The following is a 16994-nucleotide window of genomic DNA, read 5'->3' on the forward strand; positions in this document are numbered from 1 at the left end:
GGAGGCCCGACACATGACAGACACGACCGAGATCCAGGCGTCACCGCGTCCGGATATCGCGGAACTTGACCGCTCCGATATTCTCTACGCCCTGGATATGGGATGGAAGGATTTCCGCAAGGCGCCGATGTTCGGCATCGTCTTCAGCGGCGTCTATGTGCTTGGCGGCTGGATCCTGTTCTTCGTGTCCGGCGGTTTCGTCTCGCAGACGATGATCCTGGCGCTTGGCTTTCCGCTGCTGGCGCCCTTTGCCGCCGTGGGTCTCTACGAGACAAGCCGGCGGATCGAGCTGGGAAAACCGCTCGATCTCTACCAGATCTTCGGTGTCATCTGGAAAGAGAAGGATCGGCAGATCCCCTGGGTGGGTGCGATCATCGTCTTCTATTTCCTATTTTATTCCTTCCTCGCCCACATGATTTTCGCACTTTTCATGGGGCTCTCGGTGATGACCAATGTTACCTCCTCGCTCGATGTGTTCCTGACCTCGAACGGGCTCACGATGATCGCGGTCGAGTTGCTCGTGGGCGGTGTGCTGGCCTTCATCCTGTTCGGGCTGACGGCGTTTTCGCTGCCGCTTCTGGTCGACAAGGAGATCGACTTCATGACGGCGATGCTGCTCAGCTTCGAGGCCGTGCGGGAGAATATCGGCGTGATGTTCCTCTGGGCGATCATCATCGCGGTCTATGTGGTGTTGGCGATGATCCCGTTGTTCCTTGGGCTGTTCATCGCGCTGCCGGTGCTGGGCCACGCGACCTGGCATCTTTATCGCCGGGCGCTCATCCACCCGGGTGACGGGACCAGCTAGAGCGGAAGATTCGCCACCCCGAGACGGCCCTTGGCTTCCTCCATCTCGGTGACGACATGCACCTTGAGCGGGCTGGTGTCGTCATCAGCGATATTCTGGAACATGCGGGCCATCCCGAAGGCAAGCTCGTTGCCCGCGACGAGGAAAAGCGTCTTTCTTACCCCGGAACCCTCCTGAAGGGTCTGGAGTTGACGTGTGTGACCGAGCAATTGCGGAAAGTCGATTTCCGTTTCCGTGGCGTCGCGAAGGTCCACGATCTCGTTCAGGCCGGCATGGTATTCGGGGTTGGCAAGTGTGCGCATCATCTCCGCCTGGATGTCCGACATTCGAACGATCCCGGAAAACCGGTGAAACACGAGACCGTGTTCGCAATAGATACGTGATTCAACTGGCATGGCGCGTCTCCAGGCACATCTCCCGGCTGGAGAACAATGCGCCCATGTTCCCGGCCAGATCAATCGCTCATGTTCTTTTTGTTACGGAGGTGTCGCCCAATCGCGATAGCATTGGGTTCGGGTCGAGATGCCTGCCTAGGGGTGTTGGGCTTGTTTTGCCGTGCGATCGGGGGCTTTTTCCGCCGCGTGCCTGTGAACGCTCCCCTCAAGGATATTTCGGGAAATAGGAAGGGCTGCGCGTTTGTGCCTCATCTTTCTCCAAATGCGTCCGCCGGAGGCACGCTACGCAGGATCGTTCGGGCTTCCGCCTGCGGGAATTGTGAATTCCGTATTCCTGGAGAATTCTGCCCTGCATGAATGAAAACGGACGACACGCTGCCGTGCCGTCCGCAACAATTCTGTCATCCGGAACAGGTTCCGGATTATTCTTCGGGCTTGGCTGCCGGTTTCACGGGTGTGCGGTTGGAGGTGCCGCTGAGCGGGTCGTCCTGACGCTGCACGGAGCCTTCGAAATGGGCACCGCTCTCGATGGCGATTGTCTTGTGGATTATGTCGCCTTCGACCTTGGCGGTCGAGGTCAGGCGCACCTTGAGGCCGCGTACGCGGCCGGCGATATGGCCGTTGATGACCACGTCATCGGCGACGCATTCGCCGCGAATGGTCGCGTTCTCGCCAATGGTCAGCAGATGGGCACGGATGTCGCCTTCGACCGTGCCTTCCACCTGGATGTCCCCGGTTGTCTTGAGGTTGCCCACGACCGTCAGGTCGGAGGACAGAACCGATGCCGGAGGCTTGGCTTTGGGCGCGGGCTTGCTGTCGAGGCCGGGCATTGCCGGCTTCTTGGCTGCCTCGGGCGCCTTGGAGGTTTCGGGTTCCTTTGCCGGGCCGGGCTCGTTGATTCGGCTCTTAGAAAACATCTTTGGCTGCCTTGATAAAGTTCATCGGGTTCACGGGCTTCCCGTTCACATGCACCTCGTAGTGCAGATGCGTGCCGGTCGACCGTCCGGTGTTCCCCATATCACCGATCCGCTGGCCTTTCGAGACCCTTTGACCTTCGGAGACGCGAAGGCGGGACATATGACCATACCATGTTTCGATTCCGAATTCGTGCCGGATCTTGACCATGCGGCCGAAGCCCGAGTGCCAGCCGGCCTTGACCACTACGCCGTCGGCGGTGGAATAGATCGGCGTGCCGTGGCTGGAGGCGAAATCGGTGCCATTATGCATGCGGCCCCAACGCGGACCGAAGGGCGAGGTGAACCGGAAGCTGTCGCGCAGCGGCATCGCAAAAGGCGCCTTCTCGGCGGCGATCCGATAGAGGTTCATCCGGTCCAGCCCCTTGAGCAGGTCGTTCGCGCGTGCCTCGTCCGGGGAGGGTTCCACGCCCTTGGTCGAGAAGGCGATAGGGGTGAGCGGGCCGCCCTGGCCGGAATAGCCGCGCTTGACGGCATCGAGCAGTCGCGACGGCGGCAGGCCGGCATTGGAGAACATTTTCTCCAACGGTTCGACCGAGACGGTCAGCGCTTCTTCGAGCTGGGTGAAAATCTTGTCGTTGCGGTCCAGGATCAGGTCGCGCTCGAACTTCGCCTCTTCCGCCTCTTCCAGCGCCAGCTCCGCCTCGCGCTCCATGTCGTCGCGTTCGGACGCTGTGCGTTCCAGCGCTTCGTTGAGGAAGGCCAGCGTCGCATCCACTTCGGTGAGCGAGTTGCGTTCGGCTTCCTGCTCGGCGCGGCCTTCCAGGACGGCGGCCACTTCCTCTGCCTTTTCGCGCGCCTCGTCTCGCTGGTTCATTGCCTTGCGCAGCGTGGTCTGGATCACATTGATCCCGGTTTCCAGCTCGCGGCGGCGATCCTCCGACTGGAGCAGTTGCGATTGCATCCTGGAAATCTGACCGAGGGCCGAGTTGAAACGCTCATGCGCGGCGAGGGCTTCGGATTCCGCCACGTCGCGGGCTTCCGACAACTCGTTCAGCCTGTCTTCGTAAAGCGCGCGGTCGCGGCCGGCCTGTTCGCGTACATTGTCGGCGCCTATGCTCTCCATCAGCAGGACCGAAGAGGCGATGATGGCCCAGGCAACCGTGGCTGCCGAGCCGAACAGGATCAGTGCCTGCGTACCCGGGCGCAGCCGGATGAAGCGTGTGCTGTCGTTCTCCGAGCGCAGAAAAAGGCGCTGCTCGGGAAACCATCGTTCGAGAATATTGTGAATGCGGTCACTCAGTCGCGTACGCAAGGCCCGTTCCGTCCCCTGGATCGTTCTTGTTTTTCCCGGTTGCGGCCGTCCCCAACGGCGCCCCGTTAACGGGGGATTACGGCGTGGTCACAAATCGTGCAAGAATTTTGGGGGTTTTGTGGTGCCGCAGACACGCAATATGGAGTTTTCGGCGAAAAATCGCCGATTTGAGACGTGATTTCAGACCGTTCCGGACCGATCTGCAAGTGGCCAGTAGAAATCCGGCGGCAATCCGGCCTCTGCACGTTTCTCCTCGTTGAAGGGTGGTTTGAGCGGACCGTGGAAGTAGCGGCGCACGAGATCATGGAACACGATGACCGGGTCGCGGTCCTCGCGTCCGCACAGGAAGTGGAACCATTTGGAGCCATAGGCGACGTGGTGGACCTCCTCGGCATAGATCACGTCGAGCGCCGCAATGGTCTGCTTGTCGCCGGCCTTGCGGAAGATCTCGATCATGCCAGGGGTCACGTCGAGCCCGCGCGCCTCCAGCACCATCGGCACCACGGCCAGCCGGCCCATCAGGTCTTCGGCGGTGTCCTCGGCCGCGCGCCACATGCCGGCATGGGCGGGCAGAGCGCCGTAATGGCTGTCGCGCGCTTCGAGGCAATCGAAGATCAGGTTGAAATGCTTGGCCTCCTCGTCGGCCGACTTCACCCAGTCGTCATAGAACCCCATCGGCATGGGCACATGGCCGAAACGGGCGATGATGTCCCAATGCAGGTCCACCGCGTTGAGCTCGATATGGGCCACCGCATGCAGAATTGCGGCCTGTCCCTGCGGCGAGCCAGGCCGGCGGCGCGGCACGTCCCGCGGATCCAGCAGTTCGGGCTTCTCGGGCCGGGCAGGGCGCAGGGGCGGGTTTGCGGTGCCAACGGGGATCGGCGCACCCGCCGCGCGCGCCTCGCGCCAGCGCTCCGCGTAGCGACGCGACAGCGCCGTCTTTTCGCGGCCATCGGCGGTGCACAGCACCTCGCAGGCCATCTCGGTCAGGATTTTCTGCTCAGGCACGATCCGCTCCCCAAAGTCTCATGCGGGTGTCTGTGTCACGTGCGCGCCAAGAAGGGCAAGGGCGTTCGCCGCCCATGCCGCTAGCAAGCCCGGTTTCGGGAAGACACGGGGTCTCCGACGGGCAAGGTCAGCCCAGGGCCTTCACCGCCTCCAGTACTTCGTCGATGTGGCCGTCAACCTTCACCTTGCGCCAGATGCGGCGGATCACGCCGTCGCCGTCAATCAGGAAGGTGGCGCGCTCGATCCCCATGAAGGTCTTGCCGTACATCTTCTTCTCGCCGTAGACGCCGTAACGCTCACAGATATCGCCTTCGGCATCCGACAGCAGCGCCACGCCAAGTTCGTGCTTGTCGCGGAACTTTTCGTGTTTGGCGACGGTGTCCTTGGAAACGCCGAGGATCGTTGCGCCGGCCTCTTCAAATTCCTGTTGGCGGCAGGTGAACCCTATGGCCTGTTTCGTGCATCCCGGCGTATCGTCACGCGGATAGAAATAGAGAATGACGGGGCTTGGCCGGAGCGCCGAGAGGGTCACATCCGTGCCGCCATCGCGGGGCAGGGTGAAATCGGGGGCGGTATTGCCCTCGGTGAGGGTGGTTCCGGTCGGGGTGTCGATCATGTAACTGTCATCCTTCAGGCAAAGTGTTGCACTTACTTAGTAGTGCGGCGCGCGCGAAGTTAAAGAGGCTGGGCCATTGGTCCGGCAGAGCGGCGGACAGAACGTGGAGGAAAGCCAGAACACCGAAACCGGTGACGATCGACAGCAGGTCGATCCGGAACGCGCGTCGCGGCCGCGGCGTCGCAAGCGCTGGCGCGTGCTGTCCTGGAGCCTGTTCATCCTGTTCGATGCCGTCGTGGTGCTCGGGGTCGGGCTTTTCTTGGCCAGTCTGACGATCGAGGGCCGTGACCTGCCGACGCCGGATTGGGCAGCGGAGCAGGCGAGCCTGATCCTGTCGCGCGGCCTCGACGGTGGCGAAACCAATGTGGGCGAGATCACCATTCGCATGGCGCAGAAAGCCCTGCCGGAGGTGATTTTTCGCGACGTGACGGTGACGGGGCCCGACGGGTCCGAATTGCTGAACGTGCCCGCCCTGCAGCTTTCGGTCGACAAGCGCGCGATCTGGCAGGGCAAGTTGCAACCGCGGACGCTTGAGGTTGTTGGAGCCAAACTGGAGCTGCGCCGCAAGGCGGACGGGTCGTTCGATCTGGGTTTCGGCACCGGGCAGAGGCCAGCAGCCTTCGAATCGCTCGACAGCGCCGTAGAGGCCGTGCAGCAGCTCTTCGAGCTTCCCGCTCTTGCGCCGGTGGAACGGCTGGAAGTGCGGGAACTGGAGGTCTTTTACGAAGACGCCCGCGCGGAGCGTGCCTGGCGCGTCAGCGATGGCACCATGCTGCTGACCCATCAGGAGGATGCGCTGTCGCTCTCGGTCGCGCTCGAATTGCCGGGGGAGGATAACGAGGATTCCGAGCCGGCCAGCGTGGCGCTGCGGCTCAGCATGGGCAAGACGGGCGCGGAAGCGGAGGCCTCGGCGCTGGTCGAGAATGTGCGTGCCATCGATATCGCCGCGCACAGCCCGGTGCTCAGCTGGTTGAAACCGCTCAAGGCGCGGGTCTCGGGGGCGATGATCGTCGGGCGGATGGCGGACGGTCGGATGGGGCCGCTCAATGGCACGTTGGAAATCGGCAACGGCGTGTTCCAGCCCGAAACCGGTGCCCGCCCGATCCCCTTTGACGGTGCACGCACCTATTTCGGCTATCGCCCGGAACAGGGACGGATCACCTTCGAGGAGCTGGTGGTGCACGCGCCCGACGGAACGCTCTCGGCGACGGGGCAGGTGTATTTCGAGGGAATCGAGACCGGCTGGCCAACCGCGCTGGTCGGCCAGTTCGCCTTTTCCGAGCTGCGGTTGGATCCGAAGGGATTGCTGCGCGCGCCCGCGCTGTTCGATAGTGGCGCGCTCGACCTGAGGGTTTCGCTCGATCCGTTCCGGGCAGAGATCGGGCAGCTCGTCATGAGCACGGCCGATCCGGACGACACGCGCGGGCAGACCGATCTGCGCGTTGCTGGCCTGGTCACGGCCGACGATACCGGCTGGCACGTGTCGCTGGATCTGGGCTTCGATGAGATCCGCGCGCCCATGCTGACGGCCCTTTGGCCGTTGAACCTCGTGCCGGGCACGCGCGGCTGGATCGAGGAGAACCTTCTCTCCGGTGTCATCCACGATGCGCATGGCGGTTTGCGGATCGACCAGGACACGCCGCCGCAACTCGCGCTCAGCTTCGAGTTCAGCGATGCCTCGGTTCAGGCGATGAAGACCCTTCCGCCGGTTACCGACGCGCGCGGCTACGCCTCTGTTGGCGGGCACCGCTTCGCGATGACGCTGGAGGAGGGGCAGATGCGCGCGCCGAAGGGCGGCGTGATCGACGCCGCGGGTACCACGGTGCGCGTCGCAGACATGCGGCAGAAGCCGGCCAATGTGGAGCTCCTGCTCAAGACGCGCGCGCCTGTACCCGCGGCGCTTTCGGTCCTGGATCAGGAGCCGTTCCGTTTCCTGAGCAAGGCGGGCCAGCCGGTGGATCTTGCGCTTGGCGAGGGCCGCGCCGAGGGGCGGGTCGTCTTTCCGCTCAAGCGTGGCCTCCGGGGGCGCGATGTCGATTTCGAGATCACCGCCTATGCGGAAAACCTCCGTTCCGAAGTTCTCGTGCCGAACCGGGCGCTGGAGGGGCAAAACGCGCGGGTGACGGCGCGGCCCGGGGGGCTGGTGATCACCGGTGACGGCGCGTTGGACGGGGTGCCCTTCACCGGGGCGACGGTGCGGATTCCCTTTGGCGAAGACGCCGCCGCGCCAACGATCGAAGGCGAAGTCGAGATCGGCGAGGGATTCGTGCAGACCTTCGGGATCGGCCTGCCGAAAGGGGCGGTGACCGGGGCGGGGCCCGCGAATTTCGCGCTGGAACTGCCGCGTGAAGGGGCCATTCGCTATTCGCTTGATTCGGATTTGCGCGGTGTCGGTCTCTCCCTGCCGCCCTTGGGGTGGAGCAAGGCTGCAAAAGGCGAGGGCCGCTTGCAATTGTCGGGACGGCTCGGCGAGCGGCCCAATGTGGATGCGTTGTCGCTGAAAGCGGCGGGGCTGACAGCGGAGGGGAGTGTGACGACCTCGCAGGAGGGCGGGCTGCAGGAAGCGCTGTTCTCGCGGGTCTCCGTCGGGGACTGGCTCGATGCGCCGGTGGTGCTCACGGGGCGCGGCGCGGGCCGGGAGCCGGCAATCGAGCTGCGCGGAGGGCGCATCGATATTCGCAAGACGAGCATTGGCGGCGCGAGCAACAGCGGCGGGTCCAGCGCTGGACCGCCCGTGAAGCTGGTGCTCGACAGGCTGACCATTTCCGATGGCATCGCGCTCACCGGTTTCCGAGGCGAGCTGACCAAGGCGGCCGGCTATTCTGGCAATTTCACCGGCTCGGTGAACGGGCAAGTCCGGGTCGATGGCACGCTTGTGCCCGCGAAACGCGGCGGCACGGCGGTACGCATTCGGTCCGACAATGCCGGTGCGGTTTTCAAGGCGGCGGGAATGTTCCAGCAGGCCAATGGCGGCGCGATGTCCCTGATCCTGCAGCCGCGCGGTGCGCCCGGGGAATATGACGGCCAGCTTCAGGTCGAGGATGTGCGGGTGCGCAGCGCCTCGGGACTGACAGCGCTGCTCAACGCGATCACCGTTGTCGGCCTGATCGACGAATTGAACGGCACGGGGCTTTTGTTCACCGATGTCGAGGCGGTCTTCCGCTTGACGCCCAGCTTCGTGCACGTCACACGCTCTTCCGGCGTCGGGCCATCGCTCGGCATTTCGATGGAAGGGGTCTATGACATGAACCGGGACAGGCTGAACATGCAGGGCGTGTTTTCCCCGGTCTACATGGTCAATTCCATTGGCCGGATCTTCACGCGCAAGGGGGAGGGGCTGATCGGCTTCACCTATCGGATGCGTGGCAGTTCCTCCAACCCGTCGGTGGAAGTGAACCCGCTCTCGGCGCTGACACCGGGCATGTTCCGCGACATTTTTCGCGCGCCGCCCCCGCAGCCGCGCGGCGGAGGGTGAACATGAACCTGTCGGATTTCGATTTCGATCTGCCCGAAGAACTGATCGCCACCCGCCCGGCTATCCCGCGCAGCTCCGCACGGCTGCTGGTGGCGCAAGGCGGGAGAACCGTGGATTCGCATGTTCATGACCTGCCGGGTTTCCTGCGGCCCGGTGACCGGCTGGTGCTCAACAACACGCGTGTGATCCCGGCGCGCCTTTCCGGCGTTCGCCGCCGCGATGGCGAGCAGGGCCCGACCGAGGCGCGCATCGAGGTGACGCTGCTGGAGCCGCAGGGCGACGGGTCCTGGAACGTGTTGGCCAAACCCGCCAAGAAGGTCCGGGATGGCGAGGAAATCCATTTCGCGCCGGGCTTCTCGGCGCGTGTAACCGGGCGAGCCGAGGGGCAGCTCAACCTCGCCTTCTCGCTGGAAGGCGATGATTTCGACGCGGCGCTGGACGCGGCGGGCTTCATGCCGCTGCCGCCCTATATCGCCGCCCGCCGCGCTGCAGATGCGCAGGACCGCACCGATTACCAGACCGTCTTTGCCCGCCACTCGGGCGCCGTCGCCGCGCCCACGGCTTCGCTGCATTTCGACCGGCCGTTGCTGGAACGCCTCGCCGCGATGGGCGTGGACTTCACCGAAGTTACGCTGCATGTCGGCGCGGGCACGTTCCTGCCGGTCAAGGTCGATGACGTGAGCCAGCACAAGATGCATTCGGAATGGGGCGAGGTCTCGGATGTGGCCGCCGCCGAGATCAACGCCACCCGCGTGACGGGCGGACGGATCATCCCTGTCGGCACCACGGCTTGCCGGCTGATCGAGAGCGCGGCCGGGGCGGAGGGCATCCACCCCTGGAGTGGGGAGACGGATATCTTCATCCGGCCCGGCTATGAGTTCCGCGTTGCCGACGGGCTGATGACCAATTTCCACCTGCCCAAATCGACGCTGATGATGCTGGTCTCGGCGCTGATGGGGCGGGATCGGATGATGGCGCTCTATGAACATGCCATTGCCGAACGCTACCGTTTCTTCAGCTATGGCGACGCGTCGCTGCTTTTGCCGATGGGGTGACGCTGCTGGGGCTCGCCGCGCGCAGGAACGGTCCTTCGGATCGTTCCTCCGGCAGAGGTATTCGGGAAAAGGTGAGGAAAAAACCTGCCTTCTTCTGACCGGAAATGTCCCGGGGGAGCGCTCGCAAGAGCGCGGGGGACAACGCCCCCCTGCAACCTTCACCTCCAGCGCGTTCGCGCCCGAACAAACGGTCTCCTCAGATGGGGCATTGATGCGTTAGGCTGAAGTTGGATTTCGAGAGTCCGGTTTTGAGGGGGGATACGTCTTGAACTGGTTGCAAGCTATTCAATGGAGCACCGCCCACACCATCCACCAATTGACGGCGGAGCACGGGGCGCGCGGTGTGATCCCGACGGAAAAAGGATTCTATGCCTTCTGCAAGGGCGCGGGCCTGCCGTCGCCGGACAGATGCCTCTATGTCGGTATCGCCGTGGGTAAGCGCGGGCTGCGCGGGCGCCTAGGCTCCTATCTGCGGGCAAAGGTCACCGAGAGCAAGGCCGCGGCAATGAAGCATCGTGGCAAGCGCCTGATTTCCTTTGCACGGATCAAGGGCGTCACCGGCACTGGGAGCGCGACGGCCAACACGATTCGAAATGACCGTTTCATCCATGTCAGCTGGGCACCCGTTCCGCTCGATTTCTCGGGCGGCGAGGCGGCCAATGCACGCGAATATGCCTTCATGCTGGAGCGGGCGCTGATCGACTATTACCGCCCGCTCTACAACACGGCGGACTGGGAGGCAGACCTCGAACTGGAGTTGGACGAGGACTTCCTTCCCGAAGGCTAGGCGTCAGATCCATCCCTCCGGCAGTGCGCCGTTGGAGGGCAATTCCAGCCGGAATCGTGCCCCGCCGCTCTCGCGCGGCTGGAAGCCAAGCGACAGGTACAGCTCCTTCGCGCGGGCATTGTCGGGATGCGTGCTCACGACCATCTGCCCGCATTCCTGCCGGCGCGCCTCCGACAGGCAGGCCGCCACCAGCAGCCGACCGATCCCGTGGCCGCGCTGACCGTCTTCCACGAAGAGATGGTTGATTTCGAGGATCCTGAGGCCCCATTGCATTTGCGGAAAGCTGTGCAGCAAGGCGTAGCCTGATAGCGTGCCGTTCCGCTCGGCCACGAGCGCTTTCGCACAGGCCTGCTTGCCGAAGAGATCGCGCTCGATTGCCCGCGTCGACGTCGTGGCAACGTCCCCGTGATGGGCCGCAAGCGCGATGACCATTTCCAAAAGGCGGGGAAGGTCCTGCCGTTCCGCCCGTCGCACCCGCACCGCGAGCGTGTCTGTTGAAATTTCCTGCATCTGCATGTTTCGGTTCCTGGCTGTTGCCGCCACGAGAAGCCGAAAGTCATGAAAAAAGCCGCCCGTGGCGGCCTTTGAAGATTGGATGAATCCGTCCGGCCGCTCCTATGTGGAACGCGACCAATAAAATCGGGAGACGACGAAACGGTTCATGTCCGCGTCATGCGCCTTCGCGCGCGCTGCGTCAAGAAGGCAATGGAGGCTTGGTGTGACGATGCCGGCTGTGGCAGGCTTCACGGAAAGCCGAATCCGGGGGAAAGTCATGCGCCTGTTTGCCGTTCTGCTGGCCGCCGTGTTGACGGTTGGCTTCGCGATCTTTCTCTTGCGTGACTTGCCGCCACCAAGCCGGATCACCTTTGCCGCCGGTTCCCAGGATGGCGGTTACTGGAATATCGCCGAAAGGTACCGATCGGAACTGGCCCGGGATGGAATCGAGGTCGAGATCCTGGAAACGGCAGGCTCGCTCGAGAACCTCGGTCTGCTGAGCTCGGGGGAGGCCGATGTCGGGCTGTTGCAGGGCGGCATTTCCACCGAGGGGCTGGATATCGAGGCCCTGGGAACGGTGTTCTTCGAGCCGATCATCGTCTTTGCCCGGGCGGATCGCGAGGTGTCCGCCAACCCCGGCACCTGGAAGGGGCTGACCATCGCGCGCGGCGGCACGGGGTCGGGAACGCGGGTGGCGGCGGACAGGCTGCTCAATGCTCTGGACATCACCCAGCTCAATACGCTCAGCGATCTCGGCGGCACTGCGGCCGCCGAAGCGCTGCTGGCCGGCGAGGTCGACCTGGCGATTTTCGTCGCGCCGCTTTCGGCGGATTACTTCGTCCCTTTGATGGGCAACGAGACGGTAGACCTTGTCCGTTTCCAGCATGCCGACGCGATATCGTTGCGCCTGCCCAATAGCCGGGTCGTGAATGTGCCCTCCGGGGCGGTGTCGCTCGACCCGGTGGTCCCCTTGGTCGACGTGCCGATGATCACGCTCATGGCGCGGCTGGCCGGTGTGGAGGATCTGCACCCGGCAGTGGTCGACCGCCTTGTCCTCGCCGCGCGCAAGATCCACGGCAATAGCAGCATCTTCGCCAAACAGGGGCAGTTTCCGACCGGGGAGGGGGCTGATATGCCGCTCGACCTGGGCGCTCTGAAATTGCTGGCCGAGGGGCAGAGCGCCTTTCATGACTGGTTGCCCTATTGGATCGCGGCCCAGATTCGCCGGGTTTTGCTCATCTTGCTTCCGCTGCTGTTTATCGTCGTTCCGCTGGTGCGTATCCTGCCCGGCGTCTATCGGTGGAGCATGCACCGGCGGGTCTGGCGTCACTATACCGTGATCCGCGAGATCGAACTGGAGCTGGACAACACCACGTCCTCCGTCGACCTGAACGCTCTCGACACGCGGCTTGCCGGGATAGAGCACGAGCTTGCAGGCATGCGCCTGCCACCTCCCTTCCGCGCGGGGGCCTATAATGCGCGGCTGCATGTCGAGTTGGTGCGCCGGCGGATTTCGGAAATGCTACAGCACCCTGACAGCTGAGGTATTGTGCCCGGCGAGATGAACCATTGCCGACATGGTGCTGTCGGCTTAAAGCGCGCTTCTGGTGTGCCGACTCGTCTCGCAGGGCGCCCGGGACAATTCTCATGGCAAGAGGACACACGCCGTGCTGCAAGTGATTTCGGCCAGCTGGGCCCTTCTATTCGGAATTCTGCTGCTGATGGTCGGCAACGGCGTGCAGGGCACGTTGCTCGGCATTCGCGGCGGTATCGAAGGATTCTCGACGTTCGAGATGTCCATTGTGATGTCGGCCTATTTTCTCGGCTTCCTGGGGGGCTCCCGCCTGGCGCCGGAGATGATCCGTCGTGTCGGCCATATTCGCGTCTTTGCCGCTCTCGGCTCGTTCGTCTCGGCGATTCTGATCCTCTACCCGCTCTTCGCGCACCCGGTGGCCTGGGCGTTTGGCCGCGTGCTGATGGGATTCTGCCTGTCCGGCGTCTACGTGACCGCCGAAAGCTGGCTCAACAACGCGGTGACAAATGAGCGGCGCGGACAGGCTCTTTCTCTCTACGTGATCGTGCAGATGGCGGGGGTGGTGGCAGCGCAGGGGCTGCTGCTGGTGGGCGATCCCTCCGGCTTCGTGCTTTTCATCATCCCGTCGGTTCTGGTCTCTATCTCCTTCGCGCCGATCCTGCTGGCAGTTCAGCCAACCCCGGCCTACGACACGACGAAACCAATGAGCCTGCGCAAGCTCTGGAAGGTGTCGCAACTGGGTTGCGTGGGCTTTTTCCTGCTTGGCGGGGTCTTTTCGGCGCTGTTCGGCATGGCCTCGGTCTATGGATCGGAAGCCGGGTTGAGCGTGGGCCAGATCTCCGGATTCATTGCCACGATCTATCTTGGCGGCATGATCATGCAATATCCGATCGGCTGGATGTCGGACCGGATGGACCGCCGCCAGTTGATCATGGTTCTCGCGGCTGTCGGCGCGGTCGCCGCGGCCCTCGCCATGACCATGGCCGAAGATTTTTCGACATTGCTCGCGGCCGCCTTCATCATTGGCGGCACCGCAAACCCGCTATACGCGCTCGTGCTTGCCTATGTGAACGATCACCTCGAATATGAAGACATGGCCGCGGCCTCGGGCGGGCTGATCTTCATCAACGGGGTCGGCGCCATTTCCGGCCCGCTTGTGACAGGCTGGATGATGGGAGCGGTTGGCCCCCAAGGTTTCTTCCTGTTCCTGACGGTGCTCAGCACCACGCTGGCGGGCTATGCGGCCTATCGCATGACGCAGAGCGACGCAGTGCCGGTGGACGAGACGGGCTCGTACGCGCCGATCCTGCCAACTGCATCTCCGGTTGCGGTCGGGGTCGCGCAGGAAGTATTCATCGAAGCCGCGCAGGAAGCGGAGGCAGAGGCCGACGCTGAACAGGAACAGGCAGGGTAGACCGGTCGGAAACGGCTCCCGCCGAATTGGAGGACATCCCCATGGCGGAGATTGCCGCAGCCGACATAAGGCGATTCTGGATAGAGGAGATCGGTCCTCAGAAGTGGTACGTGCAGGAAGAGGCTCTGGATACGGAAATCCGGGAGCGTTTCCTGCCCTGCTGGCAGGCTGCTCATGATGGCGAGCTCTCGGATTGGTGCGAAGACCCTCAGGGCGTTCTGGGGTATCTTATTCTGACCGATCAGTTGCCGCGCAACATGTTTCGCGGCGATGCGCGGTCCTTTGCGACCGATGGCGCGGCGCGGAGGGCAGCCAAGAAGGCGATCGATCGCCGCTGGGACCTCGCCATACCGGAGCCGGAGCGTCAGTTCTTCTATCTTCCGCTGATGCATTCGGAGACGCTGGGCGACCAGGATTCCTGCATTCGACTGATGAGCGAACGGATGCCCCAGACCGGCGCCTCCAACCTGCTTCATGCACGGGCGCATCGCGAAATCGTCCGGCGTTTCGGACGTTTCCCGTATCGCAACGCGGCGTTTGGACGGATGACGCTTCCGGTCGAGCAGAAATTCCTCGACGGCGCCGGATATGCTGGAATCCTGCAGGAAATTCAAAAGAAAGACGGGAAGTAATTCGACCTGACGTTCGCGGTGGCGGGGGCGCTGCCCCCGCGCTCTGGCAAGTGCTCTCCCCCGAGACATTTCGGGAAAGAGGAGAACGGTGGCGCTGTCTCATTCATCTTTCCCGAAGATACCTCCGCCGGAGGCACGATCCGCAGGGTCGGTTACGCATTTTCAAGCGGGGCGCCCTCGATCGAGATATGCGCGCGACGTATGGCAGCCATTCGCGTCTTTCCTTCGAATCGGTGAAGACCGGGGCTTCGCGGCGGGCTGAAAATAGTTTAATGCTAAACCAGTTTTGGGATTTGGAGGGCCGGAAATGGCTGCACAGACTTTCGACATGATCGTGATCGGCGCCGGTCCGGGCGGCTATGTGGCCGCGATCCGCGGCGCGCAGCTGGGCCTCAAGGTTGCCTGCGTCGAGCGTGAACATCTCGGCGGGATCTGCCTGAACTGGGGCTGCATCCCGACCAAGGCGCTGCTGCGGTCCTCCGAAGTGTTCCACTTGATGGAGAGGGCGGGAGAGTTCGGCCTGAAGGTCGAGAAACTCGGCTATGACATCGACGCCGTGGTCAAGCGCTCCCGCGGCGTGGCCGCGCAGCTCTCGGGCGGCATCGGGCATCTGTTCAAGAAGAACAAGGTGACCACGATCATGGGCGAGGCAATGCTCACCGGGAAGGGCAAGGTTTCGGTCAAGACCGACAAGGGTACCGAGGAACTGAGCGCGAAAAATATCGTTGTCGCCACCGGTGCGCGGGCGCGTGAACTGCCCGGGCTTGAGGCGGACGGCAAACGCGTCTGGACGTACAAGCACGCGCTGCAGCCGCCGCACATGCCGGGGAAGCTTCTGGTGATCGGCTCGGGTGCTATCGGTATCGAGTTTGCCAGCTTCTACAACACGCTTGGCGCCGACACGACGGTTGTCGAGGTCATGGATCGGGTGCTGCCGGTAGAAGATGCCGAGATCTCGGCCTTCGCCAAGAAGCAGTTCGTCAAGCAGGGCATGAAGATCATGGAGAAAGCCATGGTCAAGCAACTCGACCGCTCCGCCGACAAGGTGGTTGCCCATATCGAGGTGGGCGGCAAGGTCGAGAAGCAGGAATTCGACACCGTGATCTCGGCGGTCGGGATCGTCGGCAACGTGGAAAATCTCGGTCTCGAGGCGCTCGGCGTAAAGATCGACCGCACCCATGTCGTGACCGACGAATTCTGCCGCACCGGCGTCGACGGGCTCTATGCCATCGGCGACATCGCCGGGGCGCCGTGGCTTGCGCACAAGGCCAGCCATGAAGGCGTGATGGTGGCGGAGCTGATCAAGGGGCTGCACGCGCACCCGGTCAAGCCCGAGAGCATTGCAGGCTGCACCTATTGCCACCCGCAGGTGGCCAGTGTCGGGCTGACCGAGGCCAAGGCCAAGGAAGCCGGCTACGACGTGAAGGTCGGCCGTTTCTCCTTTGTCGGCAATGGCAAGGCGATCGCGCTTGGCGAGCCGCAGGGTCTGGTCAAGACAGTGTTTGATGCCAAGACTGGAGAGCTTCTGGGCGCTCATATGGTCGGTGCCGAGGTGACCGAGATGATCCAGGGCTATGTCATTGGCCGCAAGCTCGAGACGACCGAGCAGGACCTGATGGAGACCGTTTTCCCGCATCCGACGCTCAGCGAGATGATGCATGAAAGCGTGCTCGACGCGTTCGATCGGGTTATCCACATGTAAAGTCTCGACAGGGGCAATTTGCGACATTGGCCGCAGTCTGTTTCAAGCGCAGGCTGCGGCCGTTGTTTTGGGAGAAATGCCATGTTGAGACTCTCCGCCGCCCTCGTGTTTACCCTGGCCTTTGCAGCCCCTGCAGCCGCGCAGCAGCTCCTTGGGGGCTATTATGCAATGATCGGCTATGAAGACATGCGGAATTCCAAGGGTGCGCCTTTGCGGGATTTCTGCGCCATCATCCAGCAGGACCGGGCGAATGTGCATAAATTCGGCATCGTGCACGAATATGACGAATACGATGCCTGGTTCACGACCTTGGCCAATCGCAAGAAAATCTCGGCCGATTGCAGGGTCGGGGCAGGCTCGGAGTATATTCCTTCTGCCATCCTGCGCGGTGAACGGCGCTATGTCCGGGTGCAGGTCTATGGCTGGGGCGGCACGCCGCAATTCGTCATCGTGCATGAGGGCGCCGGTTGAGAATACGGCGGGATCCCGCGCTAGGAAACGAATGGACGCCATGAGGGCTTGTTCTTCGATTCTGGTGGGTTACAGCTTTCCCTATCATACAGGAGATAAACCATGAAAACTCGTCTGACCATTGTTGCGCTTGCGGGCGCGCTGATGCTTTCGGTTGCTGGCTGCACGGACAATACCGCCATGAATGCGGCGACCGGTGCCGCCGTGGGCGGCGTGATCGGCAACCAGTTCGGATCCGGCCAGGGCAAGACCGCCATGACCGTTGCTGGCGCGGCAGCCGGTGCCGCCGTGGGCGCCAACGCCACCAACTGAACAGATGCCCGTGAGCCGGATTTGGCTCGCGGGCTTCCGATCGTTCTGGATATCGTGGCTGACG

16 protein-coding genes are annotated in these 16994 nt (G+C 63.2%); 10 read left to right on the plus strand and 6 right to left on the minus strand.

Annotated features, from left to right (window positions below):
• Positions 1-13: 13 nt before the first annotated feature.
• Positions 14-805 carry a DUF2189 domain-containing protein gene (locus tag AX756_RS09640; protein WP_068310457.1) on the plus strand — a complete coding sequence of 264 codons (792 nt, stop codon included), beginning with the start codon at positions 14-16 and terminating at the stop codon, positions 803-805.
• On the opposite strand, the gene AX756_RS09645 is transcribed toward AX756_RS09640, so the two are convergent.
• The 5 genes from AX756_RS09645 to bcp all read right to left on the minus strand — a co-directional run bounded on the left by AX756_RS09645 (position 802) and on the right by bcp (position 5053).
• Positions 802-1200, minus strand: coding sequence for a hypothetical protein (locus tag AX756_RS09645; protein ID WP_068310459.1), 399 nt, complete (start codon positions 1198-1200; stop codon positions 802-804). The genes AX756_RS09640 and AX756_RS09645 overlap by 4 nt on opposite strands.
• A gap of 422 nt (positions 1201-1622) precedes the next feature.
• Positions 1623-2117, minus strand: coding sequence for a bactofilin family protein (locus AX756_RS09650; RefSeq protein ID WP_068310461.1), 495 nt, complete (start codon positions 2115-2117; stop codon positions 1623-1625).
• A complete protein-coding gene (locus AX756_RS09655; RefSeq protein WP_068310463.1) occupies positions 2107-3429 on the minus strand; it encodes a M23 family metallopeptidase in 1323 nt (440 codons plus the stop codon). The genes AX756_RS09650 and AX756_RS09655 overlap by 11 nt, the downstream gene beginning before the upstream one ends.
• A 180-nt stretch (positions 3430-3609) precedes the next feature.
• Positions 3610-4410 (minus strand): ferritin-like domain-containing protein, encoded by an 801-nt coding sequence (locus AX756_RS09660; protein ID WP_068310631.1) that lies wholly within the window; start codon positions 4408-4410, stop codon positions 3610-3612.
• A 154-nt stretch (positions 4411-4564) separates the two neighbouring features.
• Entirely contained in the window at positions 4565-5053 is a 489-nt protein-coding gene (bcp, locus tag AX756_RS09665) for a thioredoxin-dependent thiol peroxidase (protein WP_068310465.1), read from the minus strand.
• Between the two features lie 76 nt (positions 5054-5129).
• Here bcp and AX756_RS09670 point away from each other — a divergent pair, with 76 nt between their 5' ends.
• From AX756_RS09670 to AX756_RS09680, 3 genes are all read left to right on the plus strand, one after another.
• Positions 5130-8528: an AsmA-like C-terminal region-containing protein gene (locus AX756_RS09670; protein ID WP_068310467.1), complete on the plus strand. Its 3399-nt coding sequence runs from the start codon at positions 5130-5132 to the stop codon at positions 8526-8528.
• Positions 8529-8530: 2 nt separating this feature from the next.
• A complete protein-coding gene (gene queA, locus AX756_RS09675; protein WP_068310469.1) occupies positions 8531-9583 on the plus strand; it encodes a tRNA preQ1(34) S-adenosylmethionine ribosyltransferase-isomerase QueA in 1053 nt (350 codons plus the stop codon).
• 265 nt (positions 9584-9848) lie between these two features.
• Positions 9849-10370: a hypothetical protein gene (locus tag AX756_RS09680; RefSeq protein WP_156461441.1), complete on the plus strand. Its 522-nt coding sequence runs from the start codon at positions 9849-9851 to the stop codon at positions 10368-10370.
• Positions 10371-10373: 3 nt separating this feature from the next.
• Here AX756_RS09680 and AX756_RS09685 read toward each other — a convergent pair whose 3' ends face one another.
• The gene (locus AX756_RS09685; RefSeq protein ID WP_068310473.1) at positions 10374-10886 is read right to left on the minus strand and encodes a GNAT family N-acetyltransferase; all 513 of its coding nucleotides are present in this window, start codon (positions 10884-10886) and stop codon (positions 10374-10376) included.
• Positions 10887-11142: 256 nt separating this feature from the next.
• Here AX756_RS09685 and AX756_RS09690 point away from each other — a divergent pair, with 256 nt between their 5' ends.
• The 6 genes from AX756_RS09690 to AX756_RS09715 all read left to right on the plus strand — a co-directional run bounded on the left by AX756_RS09690 (position 11143) and on the right by AX756_RS09715 (position 16930).
• The gene (locus tag AX756_RS09690) at positions 11143-12408 is read left to right on the plus strand and encodes a TAXI family TRAP transporter solute-binding subunit (protein ID WP_068310475.1); all 1266 of its coding nucleotides are present in this window, start codon (positions 11143-11145) and stop codon (positions 12406-12408) included.
• 124 nt (positions 12409-12532) lie between these two features.
• Entirely contained in the window at positions 12533-13813 is a 1281-nt protein-coding gene (locus AX756_RS09695; RefSeq protein ID WP_068310477.1) for an MFS transporter, read from the plus strand.
• A 41-nt stretch (positions 13814-13854) separates the two neighbouring features.
• On the plus strand, positions 13855-14445 hold the full coding sequence (locus AX756_RS09700; RefSeq protein WP_068310479.1) for a DUF924 family protein: 591 nt from the start codon (positions 13855-13857) through the stop codon (positions 14443-14445).
• Positions 14446-14752: 307 nt separating this feature from the next.
• Positions 14753-16147, plus strand: a complete 1395-nt coding sequence (gene lpdA / locus AX756_RS09705) for a dihydrolipoyl dehydrogenase (protein WP_068310481.1) — start codon at positions 14753-14755, stop codon at positions 16145-16147.
• Between the two features lie 81 nt (positions 16148-16228).
• Positions 16229-16618, plus strand: a complete 390-nt coding sequence (locus AX756_RS09710; RefSeq protein ID WP_068310483.1) for a hypothetical protein — start codon at positions 16229-16231, stop codon at positions 16616-16618.
• A 102-nt stretch (positions 16619-16720) separates the two neighbouring features.
• On the plus strand, positions 16721-16930 hold the full coding sequence (locus AX756_RS09715; RefSeq protein ID WP_068310484.1) for a glycine zipper 2TM domain-containing protein: 210 nt from the start codon (positions 16721-16723) through the stop codon (positions 16928-16930).
• Positions 16931-16994 lie beyond the last annotated feature (64 nt).

The sequence above is a fragment of the Aliiruegeria sabulilitoris genome (genome assembly GCF_001558155.1).
GTDB lineage: Bacteria > Pseudomonadota > Alphaproteobacteria > Rhodobacterales > Rhodobacteraceae > Tropicimonas > Tropicimonas sabulilitoris.